The organism is Dactylosporangium sp. NPDC050688 (assembly GCF_040654515.1).
Classification (GTDB): Bacteria; Actinomycetota; Actinomycetes; order Mycobacteriales; family Micromonosporaceae; genus Dactylosporangium.
Genome location: NZ_JBFAIC010000041.1, coordinates 1 through 19,420 on the forward strand (window position 1 = coordinate 1; position 19,420 = coordinate 19,420).

Annotated in this window: 9 protein-coding genes; all 9 read right to left on the reverse strand. The window is 69.3% G+C overall.

Going from position 1 to position 19,420, the window contains the following annotated elements:
• Positions 1–243: 243 nt before the first annotated feature.
• Positions 244–2,388, reverse strand: coding sequence for a tetratricopeptide repeat protein (locus tag AB0H83_RS31840; protein ID WP_360101447.1), 2,145 nt, complete (start codon positions 2,386–2,388; stop codon positions 244–246).
• A gap of 710 nt (positions 2,389–3,098) precedes the next feature.
• The gene (locus AB0H83_RS31845) at positions 3,099–6,452 is read right to left on the reverse strand and encodes a DUF4407 domain-containing protein (protein ID WP_360101449.1); all 3,354 of its coding nucleotides are present in this window, start codon (positions 6,450–6,452) and stop codon (positions 3,099–3,101) included.
• A gap of 535 nt (positions 6,453–6,987) precedes the next feature.
• Complete coding sequence (locus AB0H83_RS31850) at positions 6,988–7,917, reverse strand: hypothetical protein (protein WP_360101451.1); 930 nt, start codon at positions 7,915–7,917, stop codon at positions 6,988–6,990.
• Positions 7,901–8,428 carry a sigma-70 family RNA polymerase sigma factor gene (locus AB0H83_RS31855; RefSeq protein ID WP_360101453.1) on the reverse strand — a complete coding sequence of 176 codons (528 nt, stop codon included), beginning with the start codon at positions 8,426–8,428 and terminating at the stop codon, positions 7,901–7,903. Before AB0H83_RS31855 ends, AB0H83_RS31850 begins: the two co-directional genes overlap by 17 nt.
• Before the next feature lie 312 nt (positions 8,429–8,740).
• A complete protein-coding gene (locus tag AB0H83_RS31860; RefSeq protein WP_360101455.1) occupies positions 8,741–8,938 on the reverse strand; it encodes a hypothetical protein in 198 nt (65 codons plus the stop codon).
• A gap of 39 nt (positions 8,939–8,977) precedes the next feature.
• Positions 8,978–9,679: a hypothetical protein gene (locus AB0H83_RS31865; RefSeq protein WP_360101457.1), complete on the reverse strand. Its 702-nt coding sequence runs from the start codon at positions 9,677–9,679 to the stop codon at positions 8,978–8,980.
• Between the two features lie 75 nt (positions 9,680–9,754).
• Entirely contained in the window at positions 9,755–10,786 is a 1,032-nt protein-coding gene (locus AB0H83_RS31870; RefSeq protein WP_360101459.1) for a hypothetical protein, read from the reverse strand.
• A gap of 4,777 nt (positions 10,787–15,563) precedes the next feature.
• On the reverse strand, positions 15,564–17,789 hold the full coding sequence (locus tag AB0H83_RS31875) for a CHAT domain-containing protein (protein WP_360101461.1): 2,226 nt from the start codon (positions 17,787–17,789) through the stop codon (positions 15,564–15,566).
• Positions 17,786–19,126, reverse strand: a complete 1,341-nt coding sequence (locus tag AB0H83_RS31880; protein ID WP_360101463.1) for a hypothetical protein — start codon at positions 19,124–19,126, stop codon at positions 17,786–17,788. Before AB0H83_RS31880 ends, AB0H83_RS31875 begins: the two co-directional genes overlap by 4 nt.
• Positions 19,127–19,420 lie beyond the last annotated feature (294 nt).

Consider the following 19,420-nt stretch of genomic DNA (forward strand, 5'->3'; position numbering starts at 1 on the left):
GGCAGGGTCGATGATGTGAGGTGCGGTCATCGCGATAGAGCCCTTTCGAGAGTGCTGTGAGAGGTTCACTCGAAAGATCACGCGATGACCGCGCCTGCGTCCAGCCCCCAGACGGGCCGTCCGCCGATCACGCCAACCGCGTTACACCACTATCAGGGACGCCACTCCGGTAAAACGCCGCTGGCGAGGGCTCTGAGCTGCGTTAATCTTCGGGGTCATTACCAGCACTCGTTCAATGTGTTATCAGCACGCCTGCTCAAGGCGGCGAAGGCTTTCCACGGCGTCCAACGTGCCTGCCGCCACTTCATCCCGAAGCTCGTCGATGCGTCCGTGCTCGGCCAGCATCTTGACCAGCGGCAGGCTGGCGAACCCGGCGAGAAAGTCGTCGGCGGCAGCGCGGTCGCGCAGCACCTGCAGCGCCTCCTCGAGGCGGCCCTGCTCGGCCAGCATGTTGGCCAGCCGGTTGGCTGCGTCCAAGTCGCCGGTGGCAGCGCGGTCGCGCAGGATCTGCAGCGCCTCCTCGACACGGCCCTGCTCGGCCAGCACGTCGGCCAGCCCGAAGGCGGCGAACCAGTCGCCGGTGGCAGCGCGGTCGCGCAGGATCTGCAGCGCCTCCTCGACACGGCCCTGCTCGGCCAGCACGTCGGCCAGCCGGCGGGCGGCGTGCCCGTCGCCGGTGGCAGCGAGGTCGCGCAGTTCGTCGACGCGGCCCTGCTCGGCCAGAATGTCGGCCAGCCGTTCGGCGACCGACCCGTCGCCCTCGTCGAACTCGTCGCCGGTGGCAGCGAGGTCGCGCAGCATTTGCAGCGCCTCCTCGACGCGGCCCTGCTCGGCCAGCACGTCGGCCAGCCGTGCGGCAGCGAACTCGTCGCCCGTGGCAGCGCGGTCGCGCAGCTCGTCAACGCGACCCTGCTCGGCCAGCACGTCGGCCAGCCGGTGGCGGACGTACCCGTCGCCGGTGGCAGCGAGGTCGCGCAGTTCGTCGACGCGGCCCTGCTCGGCCAGAATGTCGGCCAGCCGTTGGGCGGCGGACAAGTCGCCGGTGGCAGCGAGGTCGCGCAGCACCTGCAGCGCCTCCTCGACGCGGCCCTGCTCGGTCAGCACGTCGACCAGCCGGTGGGTGGCGCGCCAGTCGCCGGTAGCAGCGAGGTCGCGCAGCTCGTCGACGCGGCCCTGCTCGGCCAGCAGCCCGGCCAACTGGCGGGCGGCGAACCCGTCGTCCGTATCCGTGGCGCGCTGGTAGAGGGCGATGGCGTGCTCGGGCTGGCCGCGGCTTTCGGCGCTGTGGGCGAGCTGGAGGGTGTCGTCGGGGTGGTGGTGGGTGGTGAGCGTTGTCCATACAAGATCGGGTAGGGCGGTGGTGCGGCGGGTGTATTGGGCGTGTTGGTGGAGGTAGTCGGCGGGGGTGTAGCCGGCGATCGAGCCCATGCCGGCGGGGATCGGCGTGAGGCAGGCGGCGGCGCCGTGGACGGGGGCGGTGGCGTAGGTCAGGGCGTGGTCGAGCCAGCCCGGGGGTGCGGTGGCTTGTTGGGCTGGCGTGAGGTAGGCGGGGGCGGCGTTTTCGAGGAAGTCGCGGGTGGTGGGGTGTTCGGCGCCGACGCGGCGGGCGTCGAGCGCGGCGGTGATGACGGCCTTGCCGTAGCAGTCGGCGGTGGGGGCGTGTTCCCAGCGTTGGATGAGGGCGGGGCCGGCGGCGAGGACTTGGGTGAAGCCGGCGTCGGTGGTGCCGAGCGCGATACGGATGCGCTGGTCGGTGCTGGCGAGGGTTTCGCCGCGGCGTCGTTCGGCCGGGCTGAATGTCTCGGGCACCTCGATGAGCCGGGCGAGGCCGAGTAGCTGGCGGTCGTTGGCGTACGGGTCGGGCTGCCCCGCTGGGGGGCGGGCGGTGCGCAGGCCGCACTCGTCGGGCCACAGCGTCGCGACCACGACGGTTCCCGCGGTGATCAGCTGGCGGAGGGTGCCGGCGGGGAGTCCGGTTGGGTGGTTGAGGTAGCGCTGTAGCTCGTCCAGCCACACCACAGTCCGTGGCGTCGAGTCCTCGGCGTGTGCGGTGATCGCTGGAGCGTCGGCTGGGTGCAGGAGCCACCATTCCCGCAGTTCGGCGCGGACGGCCTCGTACAGGGCTCTGGTCTTGCCGACCGATGACCCACCGATGAGCAGCACGAACCCGCCCCGCGCCGCTGCGGCGGTGAGGGCGACGCGTAGGTCGGCGTCCAGGTCGCGCGGCACGTACGGCGGCAGCTCCTCGGTGGTGCCGGGGATCTGGATGGCGGCGTGTACGCCGAGCAGCCGTGGTCGGGCCTCTCCGACCCGGACCGCACCGGCCGGGCGCGGCTGGTGAGCCGTTGCCACCCGCTCCCACGCGGCCAACCAAGGTCGCTGTGCCATGTCGTCGAGGTCGCATGCGGCTAGGAAGGTGATCACCGTGTCGCGGGTCGGGGTCCCCTTTGCGTTGAGCAAATCGCTCAACGTCGCTGGCGGCAGTGACCGTGGCCGAGCCTTGCGCCGCAGGTCGGCGTAGGAGCGGCCAGCGCGCAGCTGACAACATGCCCGGGCGAACGCGTCCAGAGACTGCACCGCGTCCAAGCGGATCCCTGATGGATCGGCGACGGGGTCGTTGTCGGCCATTCGGGCGCCTCCCGGCTGTTCGGCGGTCGCACCGAACACTGACGGACCACCGTAGACCCGCCACCACCTTCGGCGCGACCGCCAAGGTCACCAAGACCGGCGACCCGCAGCGCTGTTCGGCTTCCTTCGCACCCGCTGCCGAACCCCGCCACCAGGCGCTTCTCTCAAGGCGTCAACGCGGGAGACCGGCCGGCTCCCACCGTCAACATGCGGGGAGCCACCGATGCCCAACGAGCCCACCAACCCTACCTGGCGCGAGAAGCTCACCCTCGCCGCCGTCCGCGGCACCATGTCCGGCACCATCCACGCCCTCATCACCTGGATCCTCGAGCACTGAACGCCCACGCCGACCCGGCCCGCTTCAAGCGGGCCGGGTCGGCGGCACAACCAGCCTGCTGAGGCGGTGTACATGGACTGAATTTTGTTACAGAACGCACATAATGCCACTTATGCGCAGGGTTACCGAGAGGTCAGGCCGACCATCCGCTGATGACGGCTCGGAGTCCGGTGTCCGTCCTGTTGAGGCTGGGCGCTCCGTCCGAGCAGGTGTTAGTGATCACGAGGTGCGAGGTGGGCGGATTGCCGGTCATGTAGATGGTGTCGAGCTTGCCTTTTCTCCCCGTCCAGGTGAGCGTGAGGGTCACGGTGTCTCCGGCACGCACGGGGACCCGCGGGAACCTGAAGGTCGTATCGTTGTTGGGCGTTTGGTCGTTCGACGCTTTTGCGGTCCCGTTGACCGAAAGCGTCGCATGGACGGTCATGTCGGCGTTGAAGTCGATCTGCACCAGTGCGGCGTCGAGATAGGCAACACCGTTGGGCACCGCGAACGTCTGTGACACGGAGCCGCCGGGCATTGATTCCGGCCGGCCTGGGTTGCCGGCGCACATCGGGATGCCAGCGGTGGTGACAGGGCCGTAGTTGTCGTACGCCTTGACTGCGGTTGCCGCCGGTGTCGGGGGTACCGGTGGTTGAGTGCCCGGTGCGGCACCGATGGTGAACGGCGTCCATGGGGTTACGCGTCCGGTGCTGTTGTCGGTGATCCGGGTGGTGTAGGTGCCGACGGGATCACCTGCGCAGGGCCAGGTCCACATGATGTTGCCGCCGGGGCGGACGGTGCCGGTAGCGGTGAAGCCGGTGTAGGCATTGCCGTCCGGACGGCGGACCTCGATGGCGTACCGGCCGCCGGGGGTGAAGCCGGACGAGGTGCTTGAGAGTGTGCCGCCGACGGTGGTGCACGATCCGGTGACGGCAAACATCAGGGTCCCTGTGCCCGGGTTTTGACTACCGCTCTGGCCGCCATCGTTTTTCCCACCGCCGTTGCCGTTCTGGCCGCCGGTGTCGACGGACCGCGCCAGGATGCTGAAACCGAAGCCGAGCTCTGGCACGGACGCGGCCCACTGGTCGACGCCGAAGTCGAGCAGGTCGCCCATCTTGTTGAGGTATCCAGGTGCTTTAGTTATGACGCCGGTCATCTTGCTGATGCCGTCGCTGAGCTTTCCGATGGTCTTGAGATCCATACCCGCCCCCTGGCGGATCTCGTTGCGCGCAGCGATGACGAGGATGTCCTTGATGCACTGCGGGCCATCACCGGTGAGAATCCGGTACACCGTGTCCCGGTCTGGGATGTTGGTATTAATCACCATCTTGGAGCACGAGCCGGCCGCGGCGGCGCCCTTCACATCCTGTACCCACTTCCTGCCGGCCGCGCCGATGGCGACGTCGAGAAGTTGCTGGGCGAGCATGGAGGTGAGGTCGGCGGTGACGGTCCCCGCTGTCGGGGTGATAGGGAACTTGTGCTGCTTGCCGCTGCCGATCTTCATGATGCCGACCGCTGCCCGCGACAGTGGTGGCAGGTAGAGGCCCTTGGAGCCGGCCGTGAGGTCGCCGACGACGTCGCGGAACGCGCCAGGCAGCGAATCGGCCTCCTCATGCCACCCGTACTTCACCGCTGCACCGTTGTAGTGCAGCATCAGGCCGTACGGGCGGTTGTTGACGATTTGGACGTCCAGCACGTCGTCGCCGTCATGGCCCTGTAGGCAGGACCGCACCACCATCGCCGGTTCGTTGGTGATGCCGGCGTCGAAGTTGAACCAGGCCGGCGTCTTCTTCTTCGGGTCGCACTGCGGCACGTCGTCGGAGCGACGGCCGGTCCATTGGCCGATCGTCTGACTGACGCTCGCGCCGATACCAGCCCAGTCCCATTCCCAGAACTGCCATGTGGAGAAATGGGTCAGCTCACCGACGACGGTGTTGGTCGCTGGGTCATACGAGACCGGATACTGTGTCCAACCGCTCGGGTCGTCGGACTGGAACGCCAGCTGCAGGTCGCCGGCCTGTGCGGCCTGTTCCTGCCCGGGCGGAACCGTCAACCGGAGCTGGGGTCGGCCGGTGAGGGCGCCGCTGGTGGTCAGTTCAACGGTCGCAGACCGGGGGATGTGACCAGCCCACGGGCGGGACTCGCGGTACCGCGCGGTGACCGGCGCGTCGCCGCTGATCGCGCGTTCCGGCACGTGCAGCGTCAGGCCGTCTCGCAGCGTGATCGACTGTCCGCCTCTGGCCTGCATCCCTGACGCTGCGGTTGCGGAGCCTCCGCGACCGCTGGACGCGGCCATGCTCAAGCTGAGAGCCACGACGAGGACGGTTAGTCCGGCGAAAACCGCACGTCTGCGGCCTGCCGCCGGTGGGGTGTTTGCTCGGCCGGCGCCCTGTTGCAGCGCGGCGAGTTGCCTGTCGACGTCGTGGTCGATGCGGGCTTTCATCACCAGGGCCTGCTGGGCGGCGGCGTGATCCACGAGATCCTTGAACGTTTGCGATGCGGCGATCGCGTCGTCGACCTTGCTCGCCAGGGCACGCCGGGTTCGGCGTGCCCTGTCGAAGTCAGACTCCGGTAGTACGCCCTTCATCAGCGCCACGGCGAGGTCGATGACGATGAAGAAGGCCGGCCACAGCCATGCGAACAGGTCATGACGCAACAGCTCGACTAGGGCGTCGGTCTGGGCGGCGAGGCCCACATTCGCCAGCGTGGCGGCGACCCCGTCCTTGATCTCCTGGTTGCGTTGTTCGGTCGCGGCGGTGATGGTGGCGCTCTGCAGCTCGATGTCCTTGGTAAGCGCGGCCACCTGCTCGTCGTGGTTCTTCACGACGGCGGGCAGCGTAACCGTCCTGTAGGCGTCGAGTTCGGCCTTCAATGCGTTCGAGCTCGGTCCCGGCCCGCATCGGTCGCCGTTTGCGGCGCGGTTGCCGTTGACGCAGACCGTGTCGTCGGACCACGCCTTCTGCAGTTGCGCCAGCTTCTGCTGTGCCTCGCTGAGGGTCTGGTTCTCCGCTGTGATCTGCTTCCGATCGTCATCGACGCGTTGCGTCGCCTGGTCGATGGCCGGCGTGTACTTGGACGTGTGGGTGATCCGCTCGGTCGTTTCAGCGGCGATCGCCGTGTTTTTCGCCGAAACCATCTGCGCAAGTGTGTCGCGGTACATGAACAGGATCGTGGCGTGGGAAATCACCAGCCCCATCGCCAACGACACCATGCCCCGGATGAGCACGAGCCGAAGTCGTGAGCCGAGGTTCGTGTCTTTGAGCGGCGTCGCGGTTACCAGCAGGTCGATGCTGAAGACGACCACTGCGATCAACGCACCGCCGAGCAGCGCCAGCGGCCACGAGGCGTGCAGGTTGCTGTGGAACGCCGCCGTTGCGGCGGTGAACGCCCATGCGCCGACGGCGAGCAGCAGCATTCCGACCGCAGTGTGCCGCACCTTGTTGTCGGAATCCAGCGGGTTCGCTGGATCCGCGCCACCCAGCACAGCGATCCGGCTCTGCAGCTTCATAGACGCCCCCATACACCGGTGTTCAAGTCTGGGCCAGGCCCGCGTGTGCACGCTAAGCGCCGATGATCTCGGGCGACAGCGAATAACCGGCTTGAATGCCTGACCCACCCGGCGAGATCCATACGGCTAAGAGTCTGGAAGTAGTTGGTGCCAGCGCTCTCACAAGAATCGAAGGATTGACGCGGCATCAGCCCTTCGGTCGATCCCTTGGGAATGAATCAAGATCACCGGGTGCTGCCCGCTCGCGTTCGGCTGCCGGCTACTCGACTTGATCTATGACGGACGTCGGCAGCGGCCAAAGCCTCCTCGGCCGCTGCAGAGCGCCCGCCACCCTGCTGCACCGTCAGTACCTGTCGGTGGGTGTAGTCAGCTGCGGCTGAGCGCCGATCATGCTGTGCGGCGCTCGCCGCACCCATCAGCAAACGAACCGGGGAGGCCTGGGGCCTCCCCGGTTCAGCTGTTCCATGGTTTCTGGAGTCAGAACCTGTTCCATGGCTTCTGGGGGTCAGAACATGGATACGTCACGTCGCGCTGGTCAGCGCCGCCGTGGTGTTCGCGGGCGCAGCCTTAATCCGCGGCGAGCCGTTGTCCCGGTCCTTTTTCGGCGGTGCCGGTCCTGAGCCCTGATCAGCACGTTGCTGGGACCGTTGCTCACCGTCGGAGGCGAATCTGACTCATCGTCAGGACCAACTAGAGCAGTTTGATCCATGTCAGCAGCGTCGTCGACGGCATCGTCAGGCTTACCGTCCGAATCGCTCTCAGGCACCAGGAATCGATCCGGCCATGGGTGGAATTGCCCGTAGGCAGCAAAGATCGGACGCAGACGATGAATGCTATCCGGTGGCGTCCACTGACCGCATTCGAGCACCCATTGGGCGATCTTTCTCGCGTCCTCAGTCGCTAACGGTCCTGACCGCGTCCAGTATGGCAATCCCGTCATGCACCGTTGTAGCCGTCTACGCTGCAGCCGTCTCCGCACCGGGGCCACAACGCCGACCAGCAGCGCCCCGACGACCGCAGCGGTGGAACTCACCCACTGCAGCAGGTCGGGAAGCGGAGGCGGCGATAGCCACGAACCTGACACGAGCTGCATTGCAGCAAGCACGCCAAATACGGCCAGCGCAGAAAGCAGGGCAAGCAGTCTGCCGAACCGGCGTCGCCACCACGGTGGCCGTGTCGTTGCCGGAGCTGGCCCGGGGGCCCGCACGGTGTCGCCGTGCGGGCCCTGGTCCTCGTCCGTCAGAGAGGTGGTGCCGGCCGTGAACTTCACGGCCAGCACCTCTCGGATCGCCCGGTCGGGCTCGTCGCTGCCGCGGTTGTGGGCGACGGCGACGGCTTCCTTGGCGGCGTTCTGCTTCAGCTGCAACAGCGCAGCCTCGGTGTCGACGGTTGCGGTGAGGGACTCGACGATGCCCTCGTTGATGTCGTGCAGCCAGGCGTCGATTTCGTCATCGTGCTCGTTCATCGTCGGTCCTCCTTCCCTTGCTCGTGGTCGCTGCCGTCGTGGTTGCTGTGGTCGTGGCGTTCGGTTGTCTGTCGGTCATGAGTGTCTTGACCTTTGCCCTGGCATGTCGCAGATGGGATCTGACAGTGCCCTCGTCGACCCTGGTGATGTCGGCGATCTCGGCCGTGCTGAACCCATCGATGTACAGGGCGAGCACGCGGCGCTGCCCGAACGGCAGTTCCTGCATCATCTCGATGAGGCGACGCTGCTCGGCCTTGATGATCACCGAATGTTCAGCGGCGGCAGCAGCGGCCCGCTCGCTTGCCCAGTCCGACAACGCGAGTTTCTCGTCGTCCTTGACGCTGCGAGCGCGGCTGGCCAGGTAGTGGCGCAGGGCCACCGTGCGGGCGTACGCGGCAGGCTTGGTGCTGCGCAGCTGCTCCCATCGGGTGAACACTGCTGTCAGCGCGTGCTGGGCGCTGTCTTGCGCCTCGGGTAGCGAGGCACCGACCTTCAGGAGGAAGGCGGTCACCCTCGGTGCGTCTTCGCGGTAGTAGTCGTCGAACTCGCCCGTTAAGCCCCCGGGCGCTGCTGGCTCAGCCGATGCGGTGGCCAACGAGGTTCCCGAAACGAGGCGATCGTGACGTATCCATGTTCTGACCCCCAGAAACTTGGAAGAGGTTGAGTAGCCGGCTTGCTGCTGGACGCCTTGTGAGCGCCTGCTTCTGCGCGGGCCTACTTACCTCAAGCGTCACGCCCCGCAGGGTGTGCAAAAGTCCGCCAAGATTTTTAGAACGAGCCCGGCGGCGGCCGGGGCAGCTGCTGGCTGCCCCGGCCGCCGCCGTCACGATGCGAGCGTGTTCTCGATCAGCAGGACGAGCGGGACCGTCCCACCGAACGCGATTCCGCCCTTGCTGATGGCCGCCGCCGTCCGGTCGCCGTTCATACGGGACAACACCGCGGCGACCAGACCGGCGATGATCCCGACCAGGATCGCGATCACCACCAGCAGGATCTTCACCTGACTCATCTGCTCACCCACCTTGCACCTGGGACGCACCATGCGTTCGCCTCGATACCTTCAAGGCACGCGGCTGGGTTCCCGTGCAAAGTTGGCGCTTTCCCGACTTCTGGACCACACGATGCGACCCGGGAACTGGGTGACGTCGGGCCGGTCGCCGGGGTAGGCGTGCGACAGCAGCGGGATGCCACCGTCGCGGGTGACCACCAGTCCCAGGCCGACCAGCCGCAGGTCCACCCGTTTCTGCTTGGCCTTGCCCCGCTGCGCGATCGGCGCTTTGTCGTTGCCGGAGTCGATGTAGGTGGCGAAGTTGGTCATGTCCAGGACCAGACCTGACAGGTCCAGGCTGTACTCGGCGACGATGCGTCGACCCAACTCGGTCTCGATCGTGGCCAGGTCGGTCTCGCCGAGGCGGTCCATCGCCTCCCAGAAGCGGCGGTGGTCGGTCGCCGCCGCCGGCAACCTCACCCACCGTGGCCCAGCCGTGGTGGCCCACCAGTCGGCGAAGCCCAGCTTCGAACACGGGTCCACGACACGGTTCGCCGTCGTCAGGGCCAGGTAGGTGCCGACCGACGCGGCCGCGTCCGCCCGGCGGGGCACGACCTCATCGATCACCTCGATCACGCCAATCCGCTCGATCACCGACCAGACCGCGGCGACGTCTCCGAACCGTTTGTGCCGGCTGCGCACCGGTGCGGCGGCCGGCCCGCCGGCCAGCTTCTCGGCGATCTCCGCAGCACTGCCCAGGTACTGTTGCGACACGATTCGGGGGCTTGCCCTCGACGCGGGCCGACTCCACCAGGTAGTAATAGGTTCGGCCGTCGTGGACCGGGACGCTCAGGTGCGGTACCGCGCCAGCAGGTCGATCAGGCGGAGCCCGGCCAGCTCGGGCGCGTCGCGGTGCACCAGCCCGGTCGAGATGCGCTCGACGAACGACTCCTCTGCCGGTGGCACGATCCCGTTGCGCTTCACCGCGTTGATCTCCGCCTCGACCTCCAGCGCGATCCGGGGCCGGTCGCTATTGACGAGGTCCGGCGACGTCCACACCAGGATCGTCGCCTCGGTCGCCTTCTCCACATAGACTGACTCGTGCCTGCGCAGATACGCCGCCCGCGCCTCGTTGATCAGCGTGAAGAGCTGCTGGAACGACGGCCAGTCGTCGCGCTCCGTCCGGCACTCCACCTGGGTCACCAGATAGTCCGCGCCGGTGAGGCGGCGGGGACCAGACCCGTCGTTCACGTGAAGCAGCCCGTCCACGATGCACAGCGCACCGCCGAGCTTCTCCCGGGGCGTGTTGACCACCACCAAGTGCCCGCTGCGCAGGACGGGGAGACCACCACCCGGACTCACCATCGACCAGTGCACGCCGAGCACCGGCTGATCATTGCTCGCGTCCAGCACCGCGTCGAGACCGGCCGACATCTTGCTGGCGATCGTCGCAGCGGTCGCCAGCGGCGGCCCGAGCAGGCTCGCGAAACCACCGACGAGCTGCACGGCGGTGGCCAGCGGCCCGCTGGTCGACGCCTGGTACATCGCGGCCTGCACTTCGACGTTGCCGCCCCGGAACGGCAGCAGGGCCGTGATCGGGACGTTCAGCTGCGCGCCGGGCGCCTTCGCCAGCGGTGCAGACTTGGCGAACTTCGTGAATGTCGTGCCCTCGATACCGCCGAACGTGAGCGATACCCCGCCGTGCAGCGCCGGAAAGTGGTCGTTGCCCCAGGTGCGTGCCCGGGCCAGGAAGCCCTCGTTGAGCCACAGCCGCAGGTATCCCCGCTCAGGGTAGATCGGTGAGGCGCCGTCGAGGGGGATGAACTCGACGGTGACGTGCTCGGCCTCCTTAGCGAACCATGACCGCACGTGCTGCCACATGGACTTACTCCTCGCTACTCATGGGTGCGCATCAGCAGGATGACGTCGAGGGCGGCGACGTGGCCGGTGTGTGGGGCGGGGTAGTTGCCGTGGTCGATCTTGGCCTTGAGCCGTCGGACCAGTTGCAGCACCCGCGTCGGCGTCGGCGGCCAGCGGTGCGCTGCGAACTTCTCGAGCTCGACATGCAGCTCGTGGTCCAGCCGGTGGGTGAGATGCGGCACTACGAGCACCGCTGGTGCACCGGCGTCCGCCGCGTCCTGTGCCAGGGCAAGAAGGCCGGCGTGCTGGTCTTCGAGCGGCTTTGCGTTGCCTGCGGTCAGCTCGGCCTGCAGCACCACCAGGCCGGCACGGACCTTCCGCAGGCGGGACAGGTCGAGCAGGTCGGCGCTCGGAACAGCATCGGTCATGCGCAGCCGCCACCCGGCGGAGGTCGGCACCGCTGCACCGCGCAGCCGCAGTACGCGCACAGTCTGAACGGTCGGCCATGCCGGGCCGGACGCCATGGCGTGCACTTCCGAGCCGACCCCGAGCGGGGCCTGCTGCCACTGGTCGATGTGTGGTGCGTCGAACCGGCCGAGCTGGCGGCGAAACCACAGCACCGCGGCCTGCCGCTCCCGGGGAACGGCAAGACCCAGCCGCTGCTCCCAGGCGACTGTGGAGGCAGCCTGGTCCAAGTGCAGCGCGACGACGGACGGCTTGCGTTCCGACGACGCGGTCCGGCGCCGGTTGAGCAGCGGCGAGTCGGTGACAAAGCGCTCCCGGCCCGGTCGGACCGCCCGGCAGATCGCGGTCAGCGCCGCCGCCTCGTAGCCGCGCTCGGCCAGCATCATGTACCGGGCGGATGGTGGCACCTGGTTGCCGTACCGTTCGGCACCGAACCAGCGGCCGAGTCGATCCGGGGAAAGGTCGACGGCGTGGCGCATCGGCCGCGCGTTCAGGAACCACCGGTTCCCAACCTGGCGCAGGTCGACCAGGTACGAGGGGCCGAACGAGCGGACTAATGCAAACGTGCGATAGATGGCCCACGTCATCGTCGTGACAAAGCCGAGAACAGGCAGAAGCACGAGAACGTTCTGCCACACTTGGTAATTGGCACCCGTGGCGCTCACGATTAAGGCCACGCCTGCCACGACGGGCACCCCGTGCCCGTCCGCCGCGTGCAGGACCGCTCGCACCGCCGGACGCAGGAGGGCGCGCACAAGTCGTGGCACATCCGCCCGGCTTTCTCGTCCCCTCGGCGGCAGCTCCGGCGACCGGCCTCGGGCGTCTGGACCAGGCGGTGTTCCAGCTGCGGCATCGGCTCGCTCCTGCCAGCCGTCCGGCCACGCCTCGGCCGCTATGCCGTCGACAAGGTGGCCGAGCGGCTGCGACGGCAGTGCGGTTTCGGCGATCCGGCGGTCGGCGAGTATGGCGAGCACCATCGCGCGGGCGGCGTCCGCGGCGAAGCCAGCGCGTTCGAGCGCCGCACTGGCGAACCTCAATGCAGCCGATGCCAGGTGGGGCAGGCGCAGTGCAGCCACCTCACCCGCTTCGAGGGCCGCCCGCCCCGCGAGACCGGCCGGTATTCCATCGAGGGCGATGCCAACGTTAAACCCGGACGCGATCGCCGCGCGGACGTCATCGGCCAGGTCCTCAGGCCACAGCCGGGGTGGTGGTGCGGCGGCGTCACCGCCGGTTCTGAGCCGGCTGTGGAGCACCTGATGTTCCAGGCGGTCCGCATGCGAGGCGGCGCTGCCATCGACCGGCACGTCGTGCTGGGCGAACGTGATCGCCGCCGCGGCGTCGAGGCAGCGCCACCAACCGTGGTGGCTACCGGCTTCGGCCGGGTCCGCCGGCCGCTCGCCGTCGACCAGCGTGAGTACCAGCCACGCCTCGGCCCTGATCGCCTGCGAGCCGTCGCGGGCTAGGCGGTGCACCGAGGACGCGTACGCGGTGGTGCGGTACCGGCGGCACAGCCGGAGCAGGGCAAGCTGGCACGCCTCGACGGTCTCTGGGTCGTCACCGGCGGCGACCGCCTCTTCGATCCGGGCATCGAGCGCGGCAGCCGCCCGACCCGGTCTGCCGAGGGCGCCCCACGCCTCCGCGAGCACGACTCGCAGAGGACGGCTGCGGTAGTGGATCCAGCTCGTCGCCCGTCGGCCGGGAACGTAGACGTCCTGCTGCTCGATCGCATCGAGTTCGTGGGCAGGCACCGACCCGTGAGCGAGCCGGGTTCCGAGCCAGGCCGCGACGCGACGCTCGGCGTCCACACCGTGCAGATCGTGCAGATCGTCCGGCGATGGGCCGACCTCGCCCGCAGCCGTCGGGAGGTTTGTCACCATGAGCGCCAGCGCACAGCGGTCGGCCAACCGGGCCGGTGGCAGCCAATCGCGCAGTACGTCCGGCTCCGCCGGCAGGTTCACGCACTGCTCTGCTGCACGGCCAGCGTGCCGGGCCGCCGAATCGCGGTGGTGGCCGGCCAGGATGAGGGCAGCCGCCACCCGGATGGTGGTCGACGGGTGCGTCAACGCAAGATGCGACACCAGGTCGACGGCCGCGCCGTGCAACGGACGTCCGCCGTCCAGGCTGCGTTCCGCCGCGGCGATGGCCGCGTCCGCGAGCCGGTCCGCCAAGTCCGCCGGCACTCTCCACAACGGCGTGTCAAGGCCGAGCGCGGCTCGCATGGCAAGCTCCCGGGCGATGTCCGGCGTCGGGTGCCGGTCGGCCAGCGCCGCCACCTGCACCCATAGCGTCGGCAGGGTGGCGACCGCCCCGGTGTGCAGGTTTGCCGACGCCTGGGTGGCGAGGATCGCGGCCAGAATGTTCGTACGTGCGGCCGCCGCGACAGCGGCCACCCGCACCGTGACCTGCGCCGCCCAGCCCCAGGCGCGCTCGGCAAGGATCCGCTCGTCGAGTCCCTGCCACAACCGCGCCGCATCGGCAGCGGGCAGCAGGGCCACCGCCGCCTCGATCGTTTCCGCGGGCAGGTCGGTCAGGGCGGTGCCCTCGACGACTTCGGCTGCGTCCTTGCCGAGCCGGTGCGGGTCTACGTGCGCGGCGGCGCGGCGGATCCGATCCAGGAGGTGCGGATCGATTTGTACCACGGCGGGTCGGCCGGCCGCCGTCACCGACAGCGTGCGGACCCACTCGTGCCCGCAAAGCGCGTCGAACGCGGCCTGGGGGTCCAAATGCCGCCGGCGCAGCTCCGGGGCGAGCAGTTCGAGGTCGAAGCGGCCGAAAGCCGCGGCGGCCGGCAGCGAGTCGCGCACGATCGGCTCCAGCCGCCCGATGATCCGACGGTCGACGTACAGGTCGCCCGGCTCCGCTCGCAGCGCCTCCGGTGTGAGGCTTGTATCGGTTGCGGCCCACTCGGCGTAGCTGGTCAGCTCGAACGGGTTGTAGGTGCTGTCGGCCGCACCGACGACCCGCTCCAGTACCGCGTCCCGCAGCGGCACTGACAGCGGCGTTGCCAGCCGCTCGAGATACGCCTCGGCCTCCTTCCGGGTGTACCCGGTGAGCGGATGCACATCCACGTAGGGCCGCTCGCGCAGCAACGGTCCGGACACAGCGCTGTCCGGCTCGACCACGAGGGGACGCCGCCCGGCGAGCACGACGCGAACGTTCGGTGCATAGGCGTGGATGCTCTCCAGGACCTGGAACGTGCGGTCGATCGCTGGCGCGGGGACGCCGGGCGCGTAGAGTTTCGCGAGTTCCTCGCACGTGTCGAGCACCAGGACCACCGGGCCTGGCAGCTCGCGAACCATCCGTCCGAACTGGGCGACCACCTCGCCGAGCAGCCTGTCGACGTTGGCGCGGACCGGTGCCCGGCGGGACAGTTCCTCATGGAGGCGGACAGTGGTGCCGTGGAAGCGCTGGTAACGCTTGGTCAGGTCGTATCCTCCGACGAACGTCACCAGATCGTCGGCGAGGCGGAGCAGGATCTCGGCCGGCCGGTCGTCGGGGTACCGCGGGTCGAGATGGTCGAAGTCCACCCGGGCGACCGGGAAGGCCGGCCGGAAGCGGTCGGCAGCGAAGCGACCCGACGCGAGGTAACGCACGAGCATCGTCTTGCCGACCCCGCCGTCACCGCGGTAGTGCAAGACCCAGCGGCCGTCGTCGGCGCTGAGCAGCGCCTCGAACGCCGCTTCCGCGTCGGAGCGGCGGGTGTAGTGCCGCAGCAGCCGGGCGTCTTCCGCCTCGCGGTTGGCCCGGTCTAGCCGCCACCGCGCCAGCCGTGCCGTGTCGAGCGCGCCGACCGTGCCCAGGACCATGGCGAGCGCCTGTGCCGCGCCCACATGGCGGGCCGCGAGGCTCGCCTGGCGGGTGCGCAGCAGCCGGTCCAGCTCCCGCAGCAGCCGCAGCCCGGCACCATCACCGTCACCGCGCATCAGCGTGGCGACGTACGCCCACGACGCCAGCGATGAGTCGCCGGGCGCGTTGGGGTCGACGGCCCGGCGCAGGTCGTCGACCCACTGGGTGACGGCGGTGTACACGCCCCGTTCTGCCGAGTCCTGAGTCACCGTTTCGAGCATCCGGGATCGAAGCCGGTCCGCCGTGTGCTGGATGACCGTGGCGCGCATCCGGGAGCGAAGCCAGAACACCTCGCACGGCTCACCATCGGCAGTGAGATCGTCGCGGCGCTCGACCAAGCCGGCGTCCTCCAGCCGATCCAGCAGGGCGGGCAGCTGGCCCGCTTGGGCGAGGCCCACCTGCACGGCGAGCACGTCGGTCCACTCCGGCACCGCGGCGAGCCAGACCAGGGTCTGGGGCGTGAAGGCGGCTAGGCCGGTCCCGGTGGTCACGGGTGGCCAGCCCGATATGCCAGGTACTGGCCGCTGTCGTCGTCGGTGCGCATCTGTCCGCTGCCGACGAGTGTGGCCGCCGACAGGTACAGCTCGGCGCGGACCTTTGCCGGATAGCCGCGCAGCCCACCAGCCAACCCGTTGAGCACGCCCTCCTCGCATTTCGGCATCGGGGTGTACACCGGCAGGAAGCTTTCGTCGGTGGTCCGCCACGGGTGCAGCAGTACCCACAAAAAGCCCAGAGCGGCCTCGTGCTCCGGCAGCGGCTCCAGCCGGGGAAAGGCGAACTTGCGCGGCCCGGCCTCCTCGTCGCGCCACGCCTTGAAGATCGCGCCCCGGCCGCCGACGGTCGACGCGGTGACGACAACCGGGACCGGCCGGCCGGGCCGGCCGATGCCGTCAGCGTCGATGACCGACAGCAGATCGTCCAGCGCACTGCCCCAGTCGTGCACCCGGTCGCCCAGCAGGACCGGCCGGGTGTGCGGGCCGAACGGCGCGCCGGTGCTACCGACCGCGGTCGCGAGCCGGTTCAGGTCATCGCACAACAGGTCGAGGGCCACCGTCGGATCGAGCGGGTCACGCCGGTCGATCGGGTCGATCGGGTCGATCGGGCGAGCGAACTCCCCGACTGCCTCGATGATCCGCTTCCGGGCCAACGGCAACGGCAGCATCGCGACGGCGGCCGCGAACGCCGCAACGTCCGGCCAGCGTCCGCCGTCGGCGTGCAACACACTCGGCGGCACCGGCGGCAGGTCGAACTTGTTGCTGTAGCGTACGGCGACCCGGTGCACCGCGGCGATCCAGGCGCGCAGGTCCTGTGGCCCGGACTGTTCCTGGTACGGTCCGATCATGATCGGCAGGTGGCCCTGTTGGAGCAGCCGGTACCCCATCTCCTGCAGCACGCGGGTGCCGCCGAGGCGATCGATCGGCCCCTCACGGTGTATGCCGATGAAGCCGAGCCGGTCGTGCGACTCGGCGGCGAACAGCTGATCGGTCATGGCCAGCAGGTCGAAGTAGCCGATGAACACCGGCCGTTGCCGGAACTTGAAACTGTCGGCAAGGTCGGCGATTCGGTCCGTCGATGCCGGGCTGATGGGGGCGTAATCCGCTGGTGCGTGCTCGGCCATGAATAGCACCGGCATCGCCCAGTCGAGCCGGCGCAGCGGGTCGGACAGCCCGAGAAGCGCGGCGCGGCGTCCGTGCGCGGCCGCCTCCACGATCGGCTCCCCACGGTGGATCGCGTGCAGCAGCCGTCGGGTGTACAGGCGGCTGGCCTGCTCGCTCACCGCGCCGTTCATGGCCACGACGACAGGCAGGCCGGCCTCGACGGCCTGGGCGGCGAACGGCGCAAACGGCATCGGCCCGTCAGCGCTGGTCCGGTCGGCGAGGAACGGGGGCTCGGCGGTGTGGCAGGCGCTGAGAATAAGCGCCGAGGGCATCGCCTGACCGCCGGCAATCGTGCGGACCAGGACGTCGGCAGTAATCTGACCGTTGTGCGGGCCCTCCGGTGCCAGCATCACCACACCCGGCCGGCCGTGCGCGACGAGGTGCACGATGTGTGGTCGCAGGCGCCGGCAGTCCGCCGCCAGACGGCTGGCGGTGACCTCGTGCGACACGTGCACGCTGCACACGCTGTCGGACTCGAACGCCCGCACCAGGCCCATGAACATCGCCCCGGGCCGGATCACCTTGTCCGAAAGCTTGGCCCCGGCGGCAAGGAGCAGGGTCGGCACCGCCGTCACCGACTCCAGCGGAGAATCCGGCGGCCGGCGCGCGATCACCAGACGGGTCACCGCCACCAACAGCGTCGGATGCGCCGCCAGTGGTCCGTCGCCATCGTGCATCGCCTCCCAGATCAGCCGGTGGAGTGCGGCTGCGCCGGACGGCCAGCGCAGCGCCAGCTCGACGCCGCGGGCCGCACGGACCTCGGGGCGCTCGAGGACCACGGCCCACCGGCCGTCGCCGAACAGCACGTCGAACAGCCAGCGGCCATAGCCGACCGGATCCGCGTCGCCGTCCGGGTCGATCACCGCGTCGAGGAGCACCTGGATCTCCGCGGCGCTCCGGCCGCCTGCCGGCACCGACGCACCGTCGATATCGACGGCGGGCACGTCGAAGGGCTCGCCGACATCGGCGTCGGTACCGGCGAACCGCAGCGACACCGTCCAGCCCGGCGTCGGTGACCAAGGGACGAACGTGACGAGCAGGCGCGGCAGCGTCATGAGGCAGCCACCAGGTGCTCGCGCAGGCGCGCCACCAACGACCTGGACAGCACGGTCAGATCCGGCCGCGTCGCGTCGGGCGCCTCTTCGAGCGTGCCGAGTTCGCCGGCGGTGAGCAGCGCCTCGAGCAGATTGTCGTGCAGCCGGCGGCGGTCGGCCTCCGCAACCGGCCCATCCGCGGTGGCGGCTAGGTGGCGGTACGCCATGACCCCCGATGCGACGAGCAGTCGAGGGGCCGGACGTACGTCGGTGCGGGGTATGAAGACGGGCTGCGCCCGCAGGAGCTGCGTCGCCCACTCCTGGACCCGTCCGCCCTGGCCGAACCAGTCGGGACGCGGCACCAGCACGCGATCCAGCGCCCGGTCGGCGACGGGCAGGCCGGCGAGCGCGACGCTGACCGCGGGCACCGCGGCGAACCAGTCCCGCACGGTCACGTCGTCCGTGGCCGCCTCGTACGCCGGCCAGGACTCTTGCGGCGCACCGTCCCGGCCGGCGTGGGCGAGCAGGGCTAGCCGGACCGCCGGCGGCGGGTACCGGTCGGTCGGGATCATCCGCCTGGCCTCAGTGGCGTGCACCAGCTCCTCCACCGTCCACGCGGCGGCAGGACCGAGGGCCAGGCTCGAGTACACGTCGGCGAACACTTCGTTCGACCACTTCAGCCACCGCGCGTCGGTGACGACCGCCGCAATCGCCGCGTCCCGCTGCTCCCGAAGTGCCGGATCAGCGTCGAACTCGACGTGATGGCCGGTCTCATGGGCGATCACCGCGAGCCACCAGGAGGCATGGCGCACCGCGAACGGCAAGGCGATCGTCGGCACCGGCAGGATTCTGACGAAGTCGGCCACCACCGAATCGGCTGGTCCCATCAGGTCGACGGGTACGGTCTCGCGCACGGTCGCCATCGCGTCGAACCGCGCGTCGACGTACGGCAGTGGACCGGGCGGCGGCTCGGGCAGGTGCCCGAACGCCGGCGCCCAGCAGGAGCGCACCACCCGGTCGGCGGCGTGAAGCACGTCGCGCAATGCCGGATCGTCACGCTGGTCGTAGCGCATCCGATACCAGTCGAACAGCCGCCGGACGACGGCGATGCCTTGCTCGATCGCCCGGCACGCCTCATATGTTGCGCCGGTGTCTTCGAGCGGCGCAGCCGCGAGGTCCTGGTCGAGAGCAGCGAGCATGTCCCCGATCAGCCTCGCCAGAATGGCGCAGTGGCGCGCGAAGATGGGCAGCTCGACGGCTCGGCGGTCGGTCCAGTCCGTCACCGTCTCGCGCAGATCGCGCAGCTCGATGGCGACGTCTTCGACACGCTGCGTGCTGCGCGCGTATCGAAGGGTCATGGTCCGGAAGCGTAACGGAAGTGATCGATTCGCCCATTAGGTCGATCGGGTGATGCGCGATAGCTGACCGGAACGATCGTCTGGCCACTCCATGGCCGCACCTGCGCCGGACCGGCACGATCGGCGGATCGACGTGCAATCCTGACCCGACCCGAACCCGGTACTGCCGGTCCTGACTGGACTCTGAACCGTAGCCAGACCGGCCGATCTGCGGTGCCGTCGCACGGACTGCACGACCGGCGCCGTGACGTCCATGGATGGCAGTCGCGATGGTCGCCTCGGTGAAGTGTGCGA